The organism is Pseudomonas sp. I3-I5, from assembly GCF_022699445.1.
Lineage (GTDB): Bacteria > Pseudomonadota > Gammaproteobacteria > Pseudomonadales > Pseudomonadaceae > Aquipseudomonas > Aquipseudomonas fulva.
In genome coordinates this window covers 818347-836841 of record NZ_CP093940.1, presented here as the reverse complement: position 1 = coordinate 836841, position 18495 = coordinate 818347, and the positions used below count along the sequence as shown (strand labels likewise).

The 18495-nt window shown below is 62.3% G+C and carries 19 protein-coding genes; 7 read left to right on the top strand and 12 right to left on the bottom strand.

Features of this window, described 5'->3' with window-relative positions; all coding sequences use genetic code 11:
• Positions 1 to 55: 55 nt before the first annotated feature.
• Genes MOP87_RS03705 through MOP87_RS03695 form a run of 3 tightly spaced genes read left to right on the top strand, consistent with a single transcriptional unit; the run spans position 56 to position 3667 of the window.
• On the top strand, positions 56 to 1483 hold the full coding sequence (locus tag MOP87_RS03705; protein WP_027914504.1) for a di-heme oxidoredictase family protein: 1428 nt from the start codon (positions 56 to 58) through the stop codon (positions 1481 to 1483).
• Between the two features lie 19 nt (positions 1484 to 1502).
• Complete coding sequence (locus MOP87_RS03700) at positions 1503 to 2567, top strand: imelysin family protein (RefSeq protein WP_027914503.1); 1065 nt, start codon at positions 1503 to 1505, stop codon at positions 2565 to 2567.
• Positions 2568 to 2569: 2 nt separating this feature from the next.
• Positions 2570 to 3667: a DUF1513 domain-containing protein gene (locus MOP87_RS03695; protein WP_242810138.1), complete on the top strand. Its 1098-nt coding sequence runs from the start codon at positions 2570 to 2572 to the stop codon at positions 3665 to 3667.
• A gap of 27 nt (positions 3668 to 3694) precedes the next feature.
• Here the strand turns inward: MOP87_RS03695 and MOP87_RS03690 are convergent, their stop codons facing one another.
• The 4 genes from MOP87_RS03690 to colR form a co-directional block, all read right to left on the bottom strand.
• Entirely contained in the window at positions 3695 to 3928 is a 234-nt protein-coding gene (locus tag MOP87_RS03690) for a hypothetical protein (protein WP_023534390.1), read from the bottom strand.
• Positions 3929 to 4076: 148 nt separating this feature from the next.
• Positions 4077 to 4757 carry a class I SAM-dependent methyltransferase gene (locus tag MOP87_RS03685; protein WP_027914501.1) on the bottom strand — a complete coding sequence of 227 codons (681 nt, stop codon included), beginning with the start codon at positions 4755 to 4757 and terminating at the stop codon, positions 4077 to 4079.
• 108 nt (positions 4758 to 4865) lie between these two features.
• Positions 4866 to 6173, bottom strand: coding sequence for a HAMP domain-containing sensor histidine kinase (locus MOP87_RS03680; protein WP_027914500.1), 1308 nt, complete (start codon positions 6171 to 6173; stop codon positions 4866 to 4868).
• The gene (gene colR, locus MOP87_RS03675; RefSeq protein ID WP_023534349.1) at positions 6163 to 6846 is read right to left on the bottom strand and encodes a two-component system response regulator ColR; all 684 of its coding nucleotides are present in this window, start codon (positions 6844 to 6846) and stop codon (positions 6163 to 6165) included. The genes MOP87_RS03680 and colR overlap by 11 nt, the downstream gene beginning before the upstream one ends.
• A gap of 182 nt (positions 6847 to 7028) precedes the next feature.
• Here colR and MOP87_RS03670 point away from each other — a divergent pair, with 182 nt between their 5' ends.
• Positions 7029 to 7757 carry a phosphatase PAP2 family protein gene (locus MOP87_RS03670; protein WP_110607304.1) on the top strand — a complete coding sequence of 243 codons (729 nt, stop codon included), beginning with the start codon at positions 7029 to 7031 and terminating at the stop codon, positions 7755 to 7757.
• A gap of 93 nt (positions 7758 to 7850) precedes the next feature.
• Here MOP87_RS03670 and groL read toward each other — a convergent pair whose 3' ends face one another.
• From groL to MOP87_RS03645, 5 genes are all read right to left on the bottom strand, one after another.
• On the bottom strand, positions 7851 to 9494 hold the full coding sequence (gene groL, locus MOP87_RS03665) for a chaperonin GroEL (protein ID WP_027914498.1): 1644 nt from the start codon (positions 9492 to 9494) through the stop codon (positions 7851 to 7853).
• A gap of 50 nt (positions 9495 to 9544) precedes the next feature.
• Positions 9545 to 9838, bottom strand: a complete 294-nt coding sequence (locus MOP87_RS03660; protein WP_003251905.1) for a co-chaperone GroES — start codon at positions 9836 to 9838, stop codon at positions 9545 to 9547.
• Between the two features lie 235 nt (positions 9839 to 10073).
• Positions 10074 to 10538 carry an FxsA family protein gene (locus tag MOP87_RS03655; RefSeq protein WP_027914497.1) on the bottom strand — a complete coding sequence of 155 codons (465 nt, stop codon included), beginning with the start codon at positions 10536 to 10538 and terminating at the stop codon, positions 10074 to 10076.
• A gap of 67 nt (positions 10539 to 10605) precedes the next feature.
• Positions 10606 to 11337 (bottom strand): DUF2470 domain-containing protein, encoded by a 732-nt coding sequence (locus MOP87_RS03650; RefSeq protein ID WP_242810137.1) that lies wholly within the window; start codon positions 11335 to 11337, stop codon positions 10606 to 10608.
• Between the two features lie 104 nt (positions 11338 to 11441).
• Positions 11442 to 12452: a DUF481 domain-containing protein gene (locus MOP87_RS03645; RefSeq protein ID WP_027914495.1), complete on the bottom strand. Its 1011-nt coding sequence runs from the start codon at positions 12450 to 12452 to the stop codon at positions 11442 to 11444.
• 162 nt (positions 12453 to 12614) lie between these two features.
• Here MOP87_RS03645 and MOP87_RS03640 point away from each other — a divergent pair, with 162 nt between their 5' ends.
• Positions 12615 to 12956, top strand: coding sequence for an MGMT family protein (locus MOP87_RS03640; RefSeq protein WP_242810528.1), 342 nt, complete (start codon positions 12615 to 12617; stop codon positions 12954 to 12956).
• A 42-nt stretch (positions 12957 to 12998) separates the two neighbouring features.
• Positions 12999 to 14546 (top strand): AmpG family muropeptide MFS transporter, encoded by a 1548-nt coding sequence (locus MOP87_RS03635; RefSeq protein WP_027914493.1) that lies wholly within the window; start codon positions 12999 to 13001, stop codon positions 14544 to 14546.
• Between the two features lie 36 nt (positions 14547 to 14582).
• Here MOP87_RS03635 and MOP87_RS03630 read toward each other — a convergent pair whose 3' ends face one another.
• The 3 genes from MOP87_RS03630 to MOP87_RS03620 form a co-directional block, all read right to left on the bottom strand.
• Complete coding sequence (locus MOP87_RS03630; protein ID WP_049696494.1) at positions 14583 to 15827, bottom strand: MFS transporter; 1245 nt, start codon at positions 15825 to 15827, stop codon at positions 14583 to 14585.
• Between the two features lie 191 nt (positions 15828 to 16018).
• Positions 16019 to 16861, bottom strand: a complete 843-nt coding sequence (locus MOP87_RS03625; RefSeq protein WP_023534305.1) for a mechanosensitive ion channel family protein — start codon at positions 16859 to 16861, stop codon at positions 16019 to 16021.
• A gap of 111 nt (positions 16862 to 16972) precedes the next feature.
• Positions 16973 to 17458 carry a YajQ family cyclic di-GMP-binding protein gene (locus MOP87_RS03620; RefSeq protein ID WP_110607306.1) on the bottom strand — a complete coding sequence of 162 codons (486 nt, stop codon included), beginning with the start codon at positions 17456 to 17458 and terminating at the stop codon, positions 16973 to 16975.
• A gap of 99 nt (positions 17459 to 17557) precedes the next feature.
• On the opposite strand from MOP87_RS03620, the gene MOP87_RS03615 reads away from it, so the two are divergent.
• On the top strand, positions 17558 to 18475 hold the full coding sequence (locus MOP87_RS03615; RefSeq protein ID WP_181073583.1) for a putative 2-dehydropantoate 2-reductase: 918 nt from the start codon (positions 17558 to 17560) through the stop codon (positions 18473 to 18475).
• Positions 18476 to 18495: the final 20 nt, after the last annotated feature.

Here is an 18495-nt window from a genome sequence, read left to right as displayed (position 1 = left end):
TCCTGGGCCTGATAAGCTTGCACGCCGGTTTTTACGTTCAGGCCCAGGATTCTGCATGTCCCTGCCGCTGTCCCGACTTGCCCCTCTGCTGCTGGTCTTTGCCCTCGCTGCCTGTGATGACGCTCCGCGTTTCACCCAGGCCGAGCCGGGCGAAGCGCTGTCAGGTGGCAAGACGACCGTGTTGCGCAGTGACCGCAATGCGTATTCGCAGCCCGCTGCCAATCTCTCCCCTGAGCGGCGCCTGGACTTTGCCGTGGGCAACAGTTTCTTTCGCAACCCGTGGGTCATCGCCCCCTCTACCACAACGGCGCGCGACGGCCTGGGCCCCTTGTTCAATACCAACGCCTGCCAGAACTGCCATGTGCGCGACGGGCGTGGCCACCCCCCCGCAACAGATGCCAGCAATGCAGTTGGCATGCTCGTGCGCCTGTCGATACCTGACCAGCCCTACCTGGCCAAGGTCATCGAACGGCTCGGGGTGGTACCGGAACCTGTGTACGGCACCCAGCTTCAGGACATGGCCATTCCTGGCGTAGTGCCTGAAGGCAAGGTGCGCATGACCTACACCCCGCAGACGGTCTCGTTCAAGGATGGCTATCAGGTCGAGCTGCGCATGCCTGCGTTGCAGATCACTCAGCTGGGCTATGGGGCGATGCACCCGGACACGCGCTTTTCGGCACGCGTGGCGCCACCGATGATCGGCCTGGGCCTGCTCGAGGCGATCCCCGAGGCCGACCTGCTGGCCAACGAAGACCCGGACGACCGCAATCGCGACGGGATTCGTGGGCGCGCCAACCGCGTATGGGACGACGCTCAGGGACGTTCAGTTGTTGGCCGCTTTGGGTGGAAAGCGGGCCAGCCCAACGTGAATCAGCAGAACGCGCATGCGTTCGCCGGCGACATGGGCCTGACGACGACATTGCAGCCCAACGACGACTGCACCCAGGCGCAGGTCGAATGCCGCGCAGCGCCCAATGGCGACGGCGTGGCAGGCGAAAAGGAAGTCAGTGACAACATCCTGCGCCTGGTCACCTTCTATACACGCAACCTTGCAGTACCGGCCCGGCGGGATGTGTCTGACCCCCAGGTGCTTGCAGGCAAGAACCTGTTCCACGAGGCCGGGTGCCAGAGTTGTCACATTCCTCAGTTCACCACCGCCAGCGATGCCGCCGAGCCGGAGCTCGCCGGTCAGACCATCCGGCCCTATACCGATCTGCTGCTGCATGACATGGGGCCCGGCCTTGCCGATGAACGAACCGAATTTGCCGCCAACGGCCAGGACTGGCGCACGGCCCCGCTCTGGGGAATCGGCCTGAGCGAAACGGTCAGCGGTCACTCGCAATTTCTGCATGACGGACGCGCGCGCAACTTGCTCGAAGCGGTGCTGTGGCACGGCGGCGAAGCCCAGGCAGCACGCGATTTCGTCCTTACATTCGATGCCGAGCAGCGCGCTGCGCTGCTGGCTTTTCTGAACTCACTTTAAACATGCACAGGAGCCGGCCATGTTCCGACCCAAACTGTTGTTTACCAGCCTCGCTGCCCTGGCCCTTGGCGCCTGCTCGCCGCAGGATCCGCAGGCCGTCACCTCCGCGGCCATCGCCAAGCAGGTGATCCTGCCCACCTACAGCCGCTGGGTCGAAGCCGACCGCATGCTGGCCGCCAGCGCCCTGGCTTTCTGTGAAGGCAAGGAGACCCTGGAAAAGGCGCGCGCCGATTTCCTCAATGCGCAAAAGGCCTGGGCCGAACTGCAACCCTTGCTGGTGGGTCCACTGGCCGAAGGCAACCGTGCGTGGCAGGTACAGTTCTGGCCTGACAAGAAGAACCTGGTCGGCCGTCAGGTCGAGCAATTGGTCAATGCGGACAAGCCTGTCGATGCGGCTTCCCTGGCCAAGGCCAGCGTTGTCGTCCGCGGCTTGTCGGCCTATGAGTACATCCTGTTCGACAGCAAGCCGGACATCGCCACGGCCGAGCAGAAGGCGCGATACTGCCCGATGCTGGTGGCCATCGCCGAGCACCAGAAGGGGCTGGCCGAGGAAATTCTCAAGGGCTGGAACAGCACTGATGGCATGCTCTCGCAGATGACCAAGTTCCCCAATCAGCGCTACGCCGATTCGCACGAGGCCATCGCCGACCTGCTGCGCGCACAGGTGACCGCTTTGGACTCGCTGAAGAAGAAGCTGGGTGCGCCCATGGGGCGGCAAAGCAAAGGCATCCCACAGCCGCTGCAGGCTGAAGCCTGGCGTAGCCACAACTCCATGAACAGCCTCCAGGCCAGCCTCAAGGCGGCCCAGGCGGTCTGGGTGGGTGTGGACAATCAAGGGCTGCGCGGGCTGCTGCCTAGCGATCAGAAGGCGCTTGCGCAAAAGATAGACGATGCCTACGCCACATCGTTGAAGTTGCTGGCCGACAATCAGAAAACCCTGGGCGAGCTGCTGGCCGACGATGCAGGCCAGCAGACCCTCAACCAGATCTACGACAGCCTCAACGTGGTACACCGCCTGCATGAAGGTGAGTTGGCCAAGGCACTTAACATTCAGTTGGGTTTCAACGCCAACGACGGTGACTGATCATGCTGCGACGCCAGGCCCTGAAACTCGGTAGCGTTGTGCTCAGTGCCCTTACCTTGGGCGGCTGGACGCTTCTGCGCAACAAAAGTAGCGAGCCCTTGCTGCTCTCGGCACGCGACGACGCCGACGGCAAGCACTACGCCGTGGGCTATCGCCTGGACGGCGCCCAGGTGTTCAGCACCCAGGTCACCCAGCGTTGCCATGCCATCATCGATCACCCCGACCGGCCTGTCGCCCTGTTCGTGGCTCGCCGCCCGGGGACCGAAAGCTACCTGGTCGATCTGCGCGACGGCAAGGTGTTGCAGACGGTGGTATCGCCGCCCGACCGGCATTTCTATGGTCATGCCGTGCTCCACAAGGACGGCCAGTGGCTATACACCACCGAAAACGATACCCGTGACCCTGGCCGTGGCGTGCTGGGGGTCTACCGTTTCGACGACGAGCGCCTGGTGCGCACAGGCGAGCTCAGCACCCACGGCATTGGTCCGCACGAAGTCGCCTGGCTGCCGGACGGCGAAACGCTGGTAGTCGCCAACGGTGGCATCCGTACCGAAGCCGAAAGCCGGGTGGAAATGAACCTTGATGCCATGGAGCCGAGCCTGGTGCTGATGCAGCGCGACGGCACCTTGTTGAGCAAGGAAACCCTGGCCCAGCAGATGAACAGTGTTCGTCACCTGGCGGTAGCACGCGACGGCACCATTGCCGCGTGCCAGCAGTTCATGGGGGATGCCTCGGATACTGCCGAGCTACTGGCGATCAAACGGCCGGGCCAGCCTTTCCAGGCTTTCCCCGTTGCGCAACACCAGCTACAGGCCATGGCCCAGTACACCGCCAGCGTGGCCATTCACGACGAACTGCGTCTGGTGGCCTTGACAGCACCACGGGCTAACCGCCTGTTCGTCTGGGACCTGGACAGCGGCGCCGTTCGTCTGGATGCGCCCATGCCCGACTGTGCCGGGGTTGGTGCGGTGAAGGACGGGTTCGTCGTGACATCTGGCCAAGGCCGTTGCCGGTTCTATGATTGCCGCAAGCACCAGCTCGTCGGCCAGCCCCTGAACCTGCCTTCAGGCTTCTGGGACAATCACCTGCACCTAATCTGAAATGTGCGTCAGGCCATGTCCTGCGGCTTAGCCGAACGGCCGCAGGCCCTGGCGCATGCCGAACAGGAACAGCAGCAGGTCATGATCAGGCTGCACCTTGGCCTGCTGCTGCGGCTTTACCTCGCGCGGCAGTGCACATTGTTCAGCCAGCTCCGATTGGCTGAACACCACTGTTTTTGGTTGTTCCCACGCTGCCACCGCAACGGTAGTGAGCGCCAGGCCCCCAACCAGGAACAAAGTTCGAGCTATTTCTAGTTTCATTGCCCTAACCCTTTGACAGCGCTGCCAAACGCTACCTCATCAACGTAGTGCAACCTACGCCCCTTTGCACGCTTGAACGACGAATGGCGGCACCTGTCACATGGGTGATCACGCAAAGGGCGCTGCCCTCGAGAGCCGTCAATGCGCCTCAACCCTTGCGCAATACATACACACGCCACATGGCATAAAACGGCAGGAAGTCGAGACGCTCCTGGATTCTGAAACCCGCGGCAGCGAATTCCGCCTCAACCGTTTCGGTGGGTAACACAAAACGGTTCTGGTAACTTTCCGGCCCATGCTCGGCGCCGCGACGCCGCTCGAGCTTCCTGCGCCGCCAGGCTTTGAAATTGCCATCCACCCACAACGACACAATCACGCTGTCTCGGCTAACCCGATGAAACTCATTGAGAATCGCTTTTCTGTGCGCCGCTTCGCCAATATGGTGAAACAGACGCATGCAAAAGATGCTGTCCACCGCGTTGTCCGGCAATTCGATGGCAAAGGCCGAGGTCTGCAAAGGTCGTACCCGGGCCACGATTTCCGGTGGTTGGGCCGCGCATGCCGTCTCGATCATGTCGGCAGAATTGTCTGCTCCGATGATCACGCGGTTGGCTTTTTCCGCCAGCAGTGGCCAGAAGCGACCCGCCCCGCAGGGCAGGTCCAGGACCAGGCCCGGCTCGCCCGCCAGCATCAGGGCCCGTCGAGCCAACTGTTCATCGCGCTTATGGGAAAGGCGCCTGGCCAGGCCAGCCTGGTGCTTCAAAAAATACTGTTGGGCATGGGCCTTGTCGTATTTACGGGAAAACTCGAGGTTGATGGGGCTACGCATCGGGCATCTCCTGATTCCAATGGCGGCCAGACTAAGCAGCCAAGCGTTGGAATCAGGTTATGGCCTTGTGAAAAAAGCGTTCTTCAATAGGATATTTCTTACAGGCTATTACGAAAGTGTGTTCAGCTCGCCCTTGGCTACGGTGCTGCTGAGGTCCACTTGGAAACGGCAGCCATGGGGGTGGGTCGAGGTCAGGGTGACCTGCCAGCCCTGGTCATCGCAAATGCGCTGGACCAACGACAAGCCCAGGCCAAGCCCTTCACCTCGGCGCTCATCCCCCCGCACGAAGGGCTTGAACATGGCTTCGCGCTGCTCCTCCGGGATGCCTACCCCGCTGTCTTCCACGGTGAAATGCGTGGCTTGCAGGGTCAGACGAATGTAACCGCTGTCGGTGTAATGGGCAGCATTACGCAGCAAGTTGCCCATGACCGATTGCAGGAAGGTGGCGTTGTACAAGACCGGACCTGCGTTACCACGGCCTTCGTAATGCAGCGTCAGCCCCTTTTGTTCGATGGTGTCGCGCCATACCCCGATCAATTCGTCCCCCACCTCGCGCAGGGTTGCCCGCGAAGCCACAGCGCCTTCGTCTCTTTGGGCCCGGGCCAGCATGAGGAAGGTTTTTACCAGCTCGCGCATTTCCTCGGTGGCGCGGGCTACCCGTTCGACCTGACTGCGCGAGCGCGCGTCCAGTGCCGGGTTTTCCATGAGCAGCTCGCACGAGGTGGCCAGCACCATCAGCGGCGTACGCAACTCGTGGCTGACGTCGCTTGTGAACAGGCGCTCGCGCGTCAAGGCATCGCGCAGACGGCCCAGGGTGTCGTCGAAGGCCACTGCCAACTGCCCGACCTCGTCGGCGGCGTAATCAGGCGCCAATGGTGGCGCCAACCCCAACAGCTGATCGCGATGGCGCACTTGGCGCGCCAGGCGGATGACCGGCGCCATCACCCGACGCGCCACCAACCAGCCCAGAATCACGGCGAGCACCAGGCTCAATACGAACCCTACGACCACCACCGCGAACAGCAGCCGTTCTCGCTCCTCGAAGTCGCTTTGATCCTGCAACAGCACGTAGCGACGACCGTCCACGATCTCCACCATGGCGTGATACGAAAGCTGATCGCGAAAGACCTCGTGGAAACCCCGGTCCAGATGGCGCAGGTCCTTTGGCAACTCGAAGTCGTCCCGCCCGCCACTGAAGTAGAACAGTTGGTCCGGTCGCGGACGGTGACTCCAGTCGCTGACGCTGTCCATGCGCAACAGACGCTGCAAGTCACCGCCGAGCACCGACGAAATCAGGCGTTCTTCCACCAGGTGCACGGTAGAAACGATACCCACGGCGAAAGCCCCCGCCACCAGCGCGCTCATCAACGCAAAGGCAATGATGATGCGCTGGGCAAGGCTCTGTTTAAACTCCATCGCGGCCCTCGGCGAGGCGATAGCCGACGCCATGGACGGTATGCAGCAGGGGTTTTTCAAAGGGTTTGTCGATCACCTGGCGCAACTGGTGTACATGGCTGCGCAGGCTGTCGCTGTCGGGGCAGTCATCGCCCCACAGGGCTTCTTCGAGCACTTCGCGCCGCAACACGTGCGGGCTCTTCTGCATGAGCACCGCCAGCAGTTTCAGGCCGACCGGGTTGAGCTTGAGCAGGCGGCCTTGCCGGCTGACCTCGAGTGTGTCGAGGTCGTAGCTCAGGTCTGCAACCTGCAGCGTGCGACGTCCACCACCCTGCGCCCTGCGCAGCACGGCTTCGATACGCGCAGACAGCTCGGACAGGGCGAAGGGCTTGAGCAGGTAGTCATCGGCGCCGGAACGGAAGCCTTGCAGCCGATCGTCCAGCTGATCGCGGGCGGTGAGCATGATCACCGGCGTGTCGCGGCGTGCGTCTTCGCGCAGGCGCTTGCACAGCGTATAGCCATCGATGCCCGGCAACATGATGTCGAGCACGATCAGGTCATAGTGCTCGGTCGCTGCCAGGTGCAGGCCCGACAACCCATCCTGGGCACAGTCGACGGTATAGCCCTTCATGCCGAGGTAATCGGCAAGGTTGGCCAGAATATCGCGGTTGTCTTCAACCAAGAGGATGCGCATGAATTTCTCCTGTGCGACGCTGCTCGCGGTGATGCGCGGCAGGCGCAGCTTAAGGCCTAAGCCTGCGGGGTGCCAGCCTTTGGATGAATTCAGGCGGCTTGACGTTTTTTTCACCGAACCTTCACGGACACAGCATAGAAGCGGCCTGACAATGCGCGACCTTCTCGCGCCCTGGAGCCGCCATGCAGCAATCAAATTGCCCTCGCCCCTTGAACCTGTGGCTGTACCTGGGTATTCCAATGGCCATCATGCTTGGGCTGGTGGCGCTCGAATGGACGTCGGTGGACATGGACATAGCCAACCTGTTCTTCGATACCGCCACCGGGCAGTTCATCGGTCGCCATAGCTACCTGCTGGAGAACATCCTGCATGACCGGGTCAAGCAGGGCGTAATCGTGTTGGGCGTACTGGCACTGGCTGTGTTTGCGGCAAGTTTCTTGGTCAAGGGTTTGTACAGCTGGCGCCGCGAACTGGGCTGCCTGGTGCTCGCACTGGGGGTGTCCACCGCCTTCGTCACACCGCTTAAGAAACTGACGCAGGTGCAGTGCCCTTGGAGCCTCACGCAGTTCGGCGGCTCGGAAACCTACAGCAAGCTGCTCGAGCCAAGGCCTGCCACCGACAAGCCGGGCCTGTGCTGGCCGGGCGGTCACGCGACCACGGGGTTCTGCCTGTTCGCGCTGTTTTTCGCGTTGCGTGATCGTAAACCGCGCCTCGCGCGCGTGGCATTTGCGGTCGCCCTGATCGCCGGTACGGTCCTGTCGGTGGGCAGGATGATGCAAGGGGCGCACTTTTTGTCCCACAACGTGTGGACGGCCGTGTTCTGCTGGCTGATCGGCCTGGGTGCCTACTACCTGGTGCTGTACCGCAGACGGGCAGCAGACAGGCCAGCCGCCGAGCCCAACCCTGCCTGAGTCAGTGCCCCCCGGTCGAGTGCCGAGCCCTGAACGAAAAAGCCCCGGCTCTTGCGAGCCGGGGCTTAGGGGTATAGCGAGGGTAAGGCTGGCTTACATCATGCCGCCCATGCCACCCATGCCGCCCATGTCAGGCATGCCGCCGCCTGCTGGCTTGTCTTCCGGCAGGTCAGCAACCATGGCTTCGGTGGTGATCATCAGACCGCCGATCGAAGCAGCAGCTTGCAGTGCCGAACGGGTAACCTTGGCTGGGTCCAGGATACCCATTTCGATCATGTCGCCGTACTCGCCGGTCGCAGCGTTGTAGCCGTAGTTGCCCGAACCCTGCTTGACCTTGTCGGCCACAACGCTTGGCTCGTCGCCGGCGTTGGCAGTGATCTGACGCAGCGGGGATTCGACCGCACGGCGCAGCAGCGAGATACCGACGTTCTGGTCTTCGTTGTCACCTTTGAGGTCAACGATTGCAGACAGGGCGCGCACCAGGGCAACACCACCGCCAGGCACCACGCCTTCCTCGACCGCTGCACGGGTAGCGTGCAGTGCGTCTTCGACGCGGGCTTTCTTCTCTTTCATTTCGACTTCGGTGCCAGCACCGACCTTGATGACGGCAACACCGCCGGCCAGCTTGGCCAGACGCTCTTGCAGCTTCTCACGGTCGTAGTCCGAAGAGGTTTCTTCGATCTGAGCACGGATCTGCTTGACGCGACCCTGGATATCGTCTTCAGCGCCAGCGCCGTCGATGATGATGGTGTTTTCCTTGGACAGGGTAACGCGCTTGGCGTTGCCCAGGTGTTCCAGGGTAGCGGTTTCCAGGGACAGGCCGATTTCTTCGGAGATGACCTGGCCGCCAGTCAGGACTGCGATGTCCTGCAGCATGGCCTTGCGACGGTCGCCGAAGCCTGGTGCCTTGACTGCTGCAACCTTGACGATGCCGCGCATGTTGTTGACGACCAGGGTAGCCAGGGCTTCGCCTTCGACGTCTTCAGCAACGATCAGCAGCGGGCGGCCGGCCTTGGCAACGGCTTCCAGTACTGGCAGCAGCTCACGGATGTTGGAGATCTTCTTGTCGACCAGCAGCAGCAGCGGGCTGTCCAGCTCGGCAACCATGGTGTCTGGCTTGTTGACGAAGTACGGGGACAGGTAGCCGCGGTCGAACTGCATGCCTTCGACGACCGACAGCTCGTTTTCCAGGCCCGAACCTTCCTCGACGGTGATGACGCCTTCCTTGCCGACCTTCTCCATGGCTTCGGCGATGATTTCACCGATGGAGCTGTCGGAGTTGGCGGAAATGGTACCGACCTGGGCAATGGCCTTGGAATCGGCGCATGGCTTGGACAGGTTCTTCAGCTCGGCAACGATGGCGGAGGTCGCCTTGTCGATGCCGCGCTTGAGGTCCATCGGGTTCATGCCGGCAGCGACGGCCTTCAGGCCTTCGTTGACGATCGACTGAGCCAGCACGGTCGCGGTGGTGGTGCCGTCACCGGCTGCATCGTTGGCCTTGGAAGCGACTTCCTTGACCAGCTGGGCGCCCATGTTCTCGAAGGCGTCCTTGAGCTCGATTTCCTTGGCGACGGAAACGCCGTCCTTGGTGATGGTCGGCGCGCCGAAGCTCTTGGCCAGTACCACGTTACGGCCTTTCGGGCCCAGGGTCGCTTTTACCGCGTCAGCCAGAACGTTGACACCAACCAGCATTTTCTTGCGAGCGGAATCGCCGAATTTTACGTCTTTAGCAGCCATGATCGTTTAATCCTTGATAAATCTTTGGAGTAACGGGAAGTCGGTGGAAATCAGCCTTCAACAACGGCCAGGATTTCGTTTTCGGCCATGACCAGCAGGTCTTCGCCGTCGACTTTCACGGTGTTGCTACCCGAGTACGGGCCGAAAACCACTTTGTCACCCACTTTCACGGCCAGTGCACGTACTTCGCCGTTGTCCAGGACGCGGCCAGTGCCGACGGCGACGACTTCGCCGCGGTTTGGTTTTTCAGCGGCCGAACCTGGCAGGACGATACCGCCAGCGGTTTTCGATTCTTCTTCGCTGCGACGGATGACGACGCGGTCATGCAGAGGACGAAGCTTCATTGTCGATCTCTCCCAAATTGTGGTTTTCATCGGCCGGTGTCGACACCGGCGGGTTGATGCTGTCCGGCGTTGCCGGAAGGCCGCTCGCAACGAGCAAACGGCCTGAGTCATGTCTGGTGTCACCACCAGAAACCTTGCGGTGACCACTACATGAGGCCGTCCGAATCGATTACAAGGCTTGGCAGGGAATTTTTTTTGCCCAGGCATGAAAAAGGGCCGCTTGGCGGCCCTGTTCTCACTGATCGCGGCGCTCGTACTCGCCTTCGATCACATTGGGCCGATGGCCCCCGTCACGCGGGGGCTGGCCCTGCAAAGGGTCATCCTGAAACGCTCGCTGGCGGGTCGCCTGGGCCTGGGCACGCTCGCGCATCTTGCGAGCCGCCAGACGGCGGGTGAAGGGCAACAGGCACAGCAGGCCGAGCACGTCGCTGATGAAACCGGGGATCATCAGCAGCCCGCCGCCGACCGCCAGCATCATGCCATGGAACATGTCCTCGGCAGGCAGCTCACCGCGTTGCAGGCTTTCACGCGCACGCAGGGCCGTGGCCAACCCGGCGACTCGCATGACCAAGACCCCGAGGGCGGAGCCGGCGATAATCAGCAGCAATGCGGGGAAGAACCCGATGGCCCCGCTGACTTTCACGAAGACGAACAGCTCCAGCACTGGAAACAGCAGAAGCAGCAGTAGAAAAACACGCATCAAAGCATTCCTCGTCGCAAGACACCCTTGCAGTAAGACCTACAAATGGATGCGTGTGCTCCGCTTTTCAAGCAGGTATTTCGCTCGAAGCCGGCCAGCGGTCGGCGCGGGCCAGAAAAACCAAGGCTTCGCGCACTTGTGTCGGCGTATTGCAATGAGTCGGAAATGCCAACCAGTGGATCGCCTGGCCGATGCGCAGGTGCATCCCTTCGCTGTCGATACCGACCAACTGCGCAGGCACGTGGCTGGGAAGCTGGGCAAGCTGCACATAGTGCGCGATGGCCACGGCATGGTCGCTGTTCATGTGCTCGATCATGCCGCTCTCGACCTTGCCGGCGAACGGATTGGCCAAGGTCACCTTGTCGAGCCAGTGGATGGCACCGAAGCCACCGATGTAGCGATGCCGTACCGGCTCAAGCACCCAGAAATCGAAGTCGTGAGCCTGGTGGTAGTCGGCCGCGTCCGGGAAGTAGCGGTAATAGCGCAGGGCCGCTGCCTCGATGCTGGCCGGGTCCTGCAGCTTGCTCGCCTCGGCCATGACGGTCAGTCGCCCGACCGCCTGCACGTCCTGCGCCTCACGCTCGCCCACCAGCAGCGAACACTTGGCGTCCTTGTGCAGGTTATGCGTGTGCTGGGCGATACGGCTGATCAGGATGAGCGGCCTGCCCTCTGCATCGAGGCAATAGGGCACGACCGAACCGAACGGGAAACCAGGCATGGACTTGGAATGGGTCGACAAGCCCCCCCGGTATTCCTTGAGCAACAATTCCCGGGCAGGACGGACGGCGTTCTCACTCACTTCGAAACCCCTCGATGATACCCTGCAGGCAGCAGGCGGTGATGGCAGGCACAAGACCGACAAGGGCAGGCCTGACTCCAATCGCCCAGCTTAACCCCGACGGCTTACCAGGTAACGCCAAAGCCTGCAGTGTAGCGGGTCTTGTCCAGGTCGCTCTCGCGGGTGCCACTGATGATGTCCTTCTCGGCCTTGAGGTTCAGCGACGCCCAGTCGGTGACCTTGTAGCGCAGGCCCACTTCGGCGTCCAGGGAATAGTCGGCGACATTGCCCAGGGGCTTTGCCAGCTCGCCGTTAGTGAACAGCTGCACCTTCTTGCCGATCAGGTAGCGGGTGTAGTCCCACTTCACGGCGGCGGAATAGAAGTTGTCCTTGTCACCGTCCTGGTACTCGAAGTCGGTACGGTTGATCAGCGAGCCCAGCGAGAAGGCACCCAGCTCGTCGTCCCAGAACTGGTAGCCAGGGCCAGTACCCACCGTGCGCTGGCGGGCGAGGTCTTCGATACGGTCACGCTTGTACTCGGCACGCCCCTGCCAGAACCATTTCTCGGTCAGGAAGCGGTCCAGCGCATACTCGGCGCTCCAGTTGTCGGTGGTGGTGACATCGTCCTTGGTCTCGCGGTTGTACTCGCCTTCGGCGTTATGACGCCAGCGCCCATGGCGTGCAGTGGTCTTGAAACTGACGTCGTAGTCGTCGGTGTCGTTCTCGGCCCGCTTGTAGTCCAGCGCCACATCGACATTGCCTTTCCAGACCAGGTCCTCGACCACCGGCTTGGGCTTCATGATCTGCTCGATGCTCGCCAGGTCCACCGTCTTGGGTGCCTCGCCGTTGGCCAGGGTCACTTTGCCTGCCTCGGCAGCCTGGAGCGACTTGGCCTTCTCGCCGGAGTAGGCATCCTGCTTGACCAGCAGCTCCTGGTCGCTTTCAAGGGTCTTCACCTGTTTCCAGTCCAAGGCGATCGAACCGCCGTAAGGCGTTTCGAGCAGCAGCTTGCCGCCGTCGAAGACCTTGATCTTGCCGCTCAGGCGGTCACCATTTTTCATCCAGACAGTATCGGCGAACGCCGAGGAGACGCAGCAGGAGGCGGCGAGCAGTGAGAGCAGTAATTTGAAGGACATAAGCGGGCTACAGGTTCGATTTGGCGAGAAAACCGGGCATTATCCAGATGCAACCGGCAAGAGCAAGCAAAGACCTGCCACGCGCCGATGAGTTCCACTCTCATTTGCCGGCCGTTGGTCAGGTTTCATGTACACCCCAGGGAGGGCCTGGTGTTCGACGCGATGGAGCATACCTTGGAAACTGCAGAGGGCCGACGGGCGGCATTGTATTCAGTGCTCGGCCAGGTACCTGTCGGGCGCGTGGTGAGCTATGGCCAACTGGCAGCGCTTGCCGGGCTTGGCAAGGCCGCCCGGTGGGTGGGCCGCACGCTGTCTCAGTTGCCTGAGGGCACGCGTTTGCCTTGGCATCGGGTGCTGGGCGCAGGCGGTCGCCTGAGCCTGCCTTCAGGTACGCCATCGGGCGATGAGCAACGGGCCCGTTTGCGTGCCGAAGGCGTGCACGTGGCCAACAATCGCGTGGATATGACGCGCCATGGCTGGCGCCCGATGGAGCACTGCGGTTAGAGTGCGCGCTTTGTCCTGGAAACTTGAGGCAGATGTTGGTCCATGCCCCGTAAAACCTGGCGCGCTGCGCTCGCTGCCTATGCCAGCCCGTCAACCCTGGTGCTTTTGCTGCTCGGCTTCGCGGCCGGCCTGCCTTACATGCTGGTGTTCTCGACCCTCTCCGTATGGTTGCGCGAAGCCGGCGTAGCCAGGGAAACCATCGGCTATGCCAGCCTTATCGGCCTGGCCTATGCCTTCAAATGGGTGTGGTCGCCGCTGCTGGACCAATGGCGTTTACCGCTTCTGGGCGGCATGGGGCGTCGCCGTTCCTGGCTGCTGCTGTCCCAGGCACTGGTCGTGGTGGGCCTGGTCGGCATGAGCCTGTGCGACCCGCAACAGCACCTTTCGTGGCTGATCGCCCTGGCCGTCCTGGTGGCCTTTGCCTCGGCCACCCAGGATATCGCCGTGGATGCCTACCGCCTGGAGATCGCCGATGACCAGCGCCAGGCGGCCCTGGCCGCCAGCTACATGGCCGGTTATCGCGTCGCCGCCCTGCTCGCCACCGCCGGCGCGCTGTTCTTTGCCGAATGGTTTGGCTCCACCGGGTTCAGCTACCTGCACAAGGCGTGGGCCGGCACCTATGTGATGTTCGCAGTCATGATGCTTCCGGCCCTCTTCACGACCCTGGTCATGCGCGAGCCACCCGTGCCCCTGCGCACCCAGCTTTCGGCAGCCCGCTACGGGTTGGCCCACCAGTTGGCCTCGGTGTTCGTGCTCATCATCCTGCTGGTGTCGGTGCCGGCCAGCTTCACGCAGATGTTCAATACAGGCTGGTCGAGCGTGATCTCGGGCGACGCCACGCCCCTGGACCTGCTGCTCGAGGACCGCGCCTTCCTGCGCTTGATCCTGTACGTGCTGCTGTCCTGGGCTTGCCTGTCGAGCCTTGGCCGCCGCGGCCTTGCGCCGGTGCTCACGCCCATCAATGACTTCATCGTGCGCTACCGCTGGCAAGCCCTGCTGCTACTCGGGCTGATCGCCACCTACCGCATGTCCGACACGGTAATGGGCGTCATGGCCAACGTGTTCTACATCGACATGGGCTTTACCAAGGACCAGATCGCCAGTGTCAGCAAGATTTTCGGCCTGATCATGACCTTGGTGGGCGCCGGCGTGGGCGGCCTGCTCATCGTGCGCTTCGGCATCATGCCCATTCTGTTCATCGGTGGCGTGGCGTCAGCCGGCACCAACATTCTGTTCCTGATGCTGGCGGACATGGGCCCGAATCTGGAAATGCTGGTGGTGACCATTTCGCTGGACAACTTCAGCTCCGGCATGGCGACTTCAGCCTTTGTCGCCTACTTGTCGAGCCTGACCAACCTCAAGTTCTCGGCCACCCAGTATGCGCTACTGAGCTCGATCATGTTGCTGCTGCCACGCTTGATCGGTGGCTATTCCGGCGTCATGGTGGAGAAGTTCGGGTACCACGATTTCTTCCTGATCACCGCGCTGCTTGGCGTGCCGACCTTGATCCTGATCGCCTTGCAGTGGCGCCAGGACAGCACGCCCGGCCAGTCGGCCAGCCCACCTGCCCCGGCCTCCGAGCAGCCCTGAACAGCCTGCCTTGCAAGGGCAAGGCATGTGTACCGCCTAAGGCATCACAGCCGCTTGGGCACTGCGCGCCCTCAACAGCGACCACAGCGGCCACAGGGCCAGCCCCCCTGCCACACTGGCCGCCACGGCAAAGTGCAAAAGGCTCGCCCCGGCACCGATCATGGCCAGCAAGGCCCCGCCTAATCCCAGCAGCGCGATGGTGATCATGCCGAGCATGGCCGAGACCAGGCCTTTGCTTTGAGTGCTTGCGAACAATGTCATGCGATAGAGCACGGCATTGGCGATACCCAGGCCCAGTGCGTAGAGCGACAGACCTGCCACCAGGCTGATAACGCTCGGCCATACCCAGGTTGCCACCACCATCAGGCAGAGCCCTGCCACATAAGGCCACAGCGCACCGCGCACCAACGTCGGCAGCGGATGACGGTCGGCAATGTGGTTGATGATCAGGTTGCCCAGAATCAGCCCACCAAACACCGGCAACTGCCACAGGGCATAGGCGAGCGTGCTTAGCCCTTCATCGTGGATGAGCAGCACCGGGGACAGGCCAATCCAGCCGATCAACGGCAGACCAACCAGGCCCAGGGCGGCGCTGCCGGCGACGAAACGCCGGTTCGACAGCAGCTGCCCGTACCCGGCCAGCAACGGCAACAGGTGGATCGGGGTGAAGGCCAGGCGCGAGCCGTCGCGCCGCTCCACACCCAAGGTTTCGGGCATCAACCGATACAGCAGCAACCAGGCAACCACAGCGCCAATGGCAAACGCCACGAACAACCAGCGCCAGTCCAGCCATTGCAGCATCAGCGTCCCCACCAAAGGCCCCAGCAGTGGCGACAGCAAGGCGATATTGGCCAGCAAGGCCATCATGCGCACAGCATCCGCCTCGCTGAATGCCTCGTTGAGTGCGGGATAACTGACCGTGACCACAAAACCCAGTCCGATGCCTTGCAGCAGACGCAGCAGGTTGAACAGGCCAATGTCATGGACCCAGAAGGTGCCCAGGCACGCCAGGCCGAAGAATGCGCAACCGGTGAGCAGCAGCGGTCGGCGGCCGTAGCGATCGGCCAACGGCCCGATCAGCCATTGCAGCAAGACACCCCCGAGCAGGTAGAGATTGAGCGCGTGGGGAATGTATTCGGGGCCGGCCTTGAGCTCGCCCACCACAACGGGCATCGCCGGCATGACGGCGTCGCTGGCCAGGTAGGTCAGCAGCTCGAACAGCGCGAGTGTCAGGCCAAACAACAAGGCCCGCAGCGGGGTGATGTACAGCAGTGGTTTCATGATGGTTTACGAAGATGACGGTGGGACGAGGCTATATGCCAGAAATCCCGATGACTGACTGTGAGCAAGTGTAAGCGCGCGAATAGATCCCCTTGAGCAACGAAGCCCGCCCTGCGCGCCCAGCAGGCCCTGTGAAGGACGCTGCTGAACCCGGAGGGCGGGCTCGATCGATGCCAGCCTGTGCTGAGGCCTTACTGCGCGGCCGTTTCCTGCACCACGCGAATGACCCGCTGCGGGAACGGAATGTCGATCCCTTCCGCCTTCAAGCGGTCACGTGCCTGCTCGTTGAGCATGAAGATCACGTCCCAGTAGTCCGAGGTCTTGGTCCACAGACGCAGCGAGACGGTGATCGAGCTGTCACCCAGGGTAGACACCACCGCCACAGGGGCAGGGTCGGCCAGCACACGTGGGTCCTGGGCCAGCTCCAGCAGGACGTTGCGCGCCTTCTGCAAGTCAGCCTCGTAGTCCACCCCCACGTCGAACACCACCTTGCGGGTGGGTTGGCGGTTGGTGTTGGTGATGATCCCGTTGGACAGGGAGCCGTTGGGCAGGATCACGGTCTTGTTGTCGCCGGTACGCAGCACCGTGTGGAAAATCTGGATGCTGTCCACGGTACCGCTCACGCCCTGCGCCTCGATCCAGTCACCGATGCGGAACGGGCGGAACAGCAGGATCAGTACGCCGCCTGCGAAGTTCGCCAGGCTGCCTTGCAACGCCAGGCCGATGGCCAGGGTAGCACCACCGATGGCCGCCACGAAGGAGGTCGTCTCGATACCGATCATCGAGGCCACGCTGATGGCCAGCAGGATCTTCAACACGATGTTTGCCAGCGTGCGGATGAAGTTCTGCAGCGCCGGGTCGTGGACTTTCAGGCCCACGAGCCTTGCCAGCCGGTCGCTGACGATGTTGGTCACCCACCAGCCGATGGCGAGGGTCACCAGCGCCAGCAGCAGGCGGCTGCCGTACGCCATGATCATGGGAATCCAGGTTTCGGATTGGCGGACCAGCTGATCGACTTCAGCACTCAAATCCATATTCATCTCCTGATGCCGAACGGCGATTGCACAATACGTCAGGCCGCCTGCATTTCAGCGGCCAGGCCCCCATGGACAGCCGTGAGTGCACGGGGGTTCCGGCGGCCCGGATCAGTCGCGGAAGTTGTTGAACTGCAGCGGCATGTCAAATTCCTTGGTACGGAGCAAGGCGATGGCTTCCTGCAGATCATCGCGCTTCTTGCCAGTGACCCGTACCTGCTCGCCCTGGATGGCGGCCTGGACCTTGAGCTTGCCATCCTTGATGGTGGCGACGATCTTCTTGGCCAGGTCCTTGTCGATGCCCTCGCGGAACTTGGCCTCCTGCTTTTTCTCCTTGCCGGACGGATAGGGGTCCTTGGTTTCCAGGCACTTGACGTCGATCTTGCGCTTGACCAGGGCCAGGCGCAGGATTTCGATCATCGCCTCGAGCTGGAACTCTTCCTCGGCCGTGAGCATGACGGTCTGCTCTTTATCCTTGAACTCGAAGCTGCCCTTGCCCTTGAGGTCGTAGCGGCGGTCAAGCTCCTTGATGGCATTGTCGACCGCGTTCTGCACTTCGTGCTTGTCCAGTTCCGATACCACGTCGAACGAAGGCATGGTTACTCTCCCAAAATAAAAGCGCGCTCGGACTGAAGATGGAGCGCGCTGGGTTTGACGGTTAAAATGCGGGCTCATTATAACGGTTGCGAAACGCATATGAGCAGCACCTGGCACATTCTCGGCGCAGGAAGCCTGGGCAGCCTGTGGGCCTGTCGTCTGGCGCGGGCCGGCAAGGCCGTGCGCCTGATCATGCGTGACAGCACGCGTTTGCAGGCTTACCAGCAAGTGGGCAGCCTTGGCTTGCTGGAACAGGACCTGACCGCCCACTACGCCATACCGGCCGAGACAGCCCAGAGTGATGGGCCGATCCACCGCCTGCTGGTGGCCTGCAAGGCCTATGACGCGGCGCCGGCAGTGGCCAGCGTGGCCAGCCGTCTTGTGCCCGGCGCCGAGGTGCTGTTGTTGCAAAACGGCCTGGGTAGTCAGGACGAGGTGGCCAGGCAGGTGCCGCAGGCCCGCTGCATCTTCGTCTCCAGCACCGAGGGCGCCTACCGGGAACGTGACTGGCAGGTGCGCTTCGCCGGGCAGGGGTACAACTGGCTGGGGGACCCGGGCAATCCTGCTCCACCGCCGTGGCTCGAGGATTTGCAAGCAGCGGGTATCCCTGCCCAATGGAGCCCCGATATCCTCAGCCGGCTCTGGCGCAAGCTGGCCATCAACTGCGCGATCAACCCGCTGACCGTGCTGCACCAATGCCGCAACGGGGGCCTGCTGGGCCATCTCGATCAGGTGCAGGCACTGTGCGTTGAGCTCGAGCGTCTGTTGCGTCAGTGCGGCCAGCCGCACGCCGCTCAGGACCTTGAACAGGACGTGCAACGGGTCCTCCTGGCCACTGCCACCAACTACGCTTCGATGTACCAGGATGTACGGGCTGGCCGGCGTACCGAGGTGCAGTACCTGCTTGGCTATGCTTGCCAGGCAGCCCGCCGACATGGGCTGCACCTGCCGCATCTGGAACACCTGCTCCAATGCCTGGTCGATAACTTGCGCGTGCGGGGCTTGCCCTGCGACTGACGCGGCCCTTGAACCCACAC

What these genes read in the sequence shown, in the direction of transcription:
- groL (WP_027914498.1), bottom strand. Translation starts at nt 9,494, where the DNA reads ATGGCTGCTAAAGACGTAAAATTCGGCGATTCCGCTCGCAAGAAAATG.
- MOP87_RS03690 (WP_023534390.1), bottom strand. Translation starts at nt 3,928, where the DNA reads ATGAAACTAGAAATAGCTCGAACTTTGTTCCTGGTTGGGGGCCTGGCG.
- MOP87_RS03640 (WP_242810528.1), top strand. Translation starts at nt 12,615, where the DNA reads ATGGAGCATACCTTGGAAACTGCAGAGGGCCGACGGGCGGCATTGTAT.
- MOP87_RS03620 (WP_110607306.1), bottom strand. Translation starts at nt 17,458, where the DNA reads ATGCCTTCGTTCGACGTGGTATCGGAACTGGACAAGCACGAAGTGCAG.
- colR (WP_023534349.1), bottom strand. Translation starts at nt 6,846, where the DNA reads ATGCGCATCCTCTTGGTTGAAGACAACCGCGATATTCTGGCCAACCTT.
- MOP87_RS03700 (WP_027914503.1), top strand. Translation starts at nt 1,503, where the DNA reads ATGTTCCGACCCAAACTGTTGTTTACCAGCCTCGCTGCCCTGGCCCTT.
- MOP87_RS03670 (WP_110607304.1), top strand. Translation starts at nt 7,029, where the DNA reads ATGCAGCAATCAAATTGCCCTCGCCCCTTGAACCTGTGGCTGTACCTG.
- MOP87_RS03625 (WP_023534305.1), bottom strand. Translation starts at nt 16,861, where the DNA reads ATGGATTTGAGTGCTGAAGTCGATCAGCTGGTCCGCCAATCCGAAACC.
- MOP87_RS03680 (WP_027914500.1), bottom strand. Translation starts at nt 6,173, where the DNA reads ATGGAGTTTAAACAGAGCCTTGCCCAGCGCATCATCATTGCCTTTGCG.
- MOP87_RS03615 (WP_181073583.1), top strand. Translation starts at nt 17,558, where the DNA reads ATGAGCAGCACCTGGCACATTCTCGGCGCAGGAAGCCTGGGCAGCCTG.
- MOP87_RS03635 (WP_027914493.1), top strand. Translation starts at nt 12,999, where the DNA reads ATGCCCCGTAAAACCTGGCGCGCTGCGCTCGCTGCCTATGCCAGCCCG.
- MOP87_RS03645 (WP_027914495.1), bottom strand. Translation starts at nt 12,452, where the DNA reads ATGTCCTTCAAATTACTGCTCTCACTGCTCGCCGCCTCCTGCTGCGTC.
- MOP87_RS03705 (WP_027914504.1), top strand. Translation starts at nt 56, where the DNA reads ATGTCCCTGCCGCTGTCCCGACTTGCCCCTCTGCTGCTGGTCTTTGCC.
- MOP87_RS03655 (WP_027914497.1), bottom strand. Translation starts at nt 10,538, where the DNA reads ATGCGTGTTTTTCTACTGCTGCTTCTGCTGTTTCCAGTGCTGGAGCTG.
- MOP87_RS03685 (WP_027914501.1), bottom strand. Translation starts at nt 4,757, where the DNA reads ATGCGTAGCCCCATCAACCTCGAGTTTTCCCGTAAATACGACAAGGCC.
- MOP87_RS03695 (WP_242810138.1), top strand. Translation starts at nt 2,570, where the DNA reads ATGCTGCGACGCCAGGCCCTGAAACTCGGTAGCGTTGTGCTCAGTGCC.
- MOP87_RS03660 (WP_003251905.1), bottom strand. Translation starts at nt 9,838, where the DNA reads ATGAAGCTTCGTCCTCTGCATGACCGCGTCGTCATCCGTCGCAGCGAA.
- MOP87_RS03630 (WP_049696494.1), bottom strand. Translation starts at nt 15,827, where the DNA reads ATGAAACCACTGCTGTACATCACCCCGCTGCGGGCCTTGTTGTTTGGC.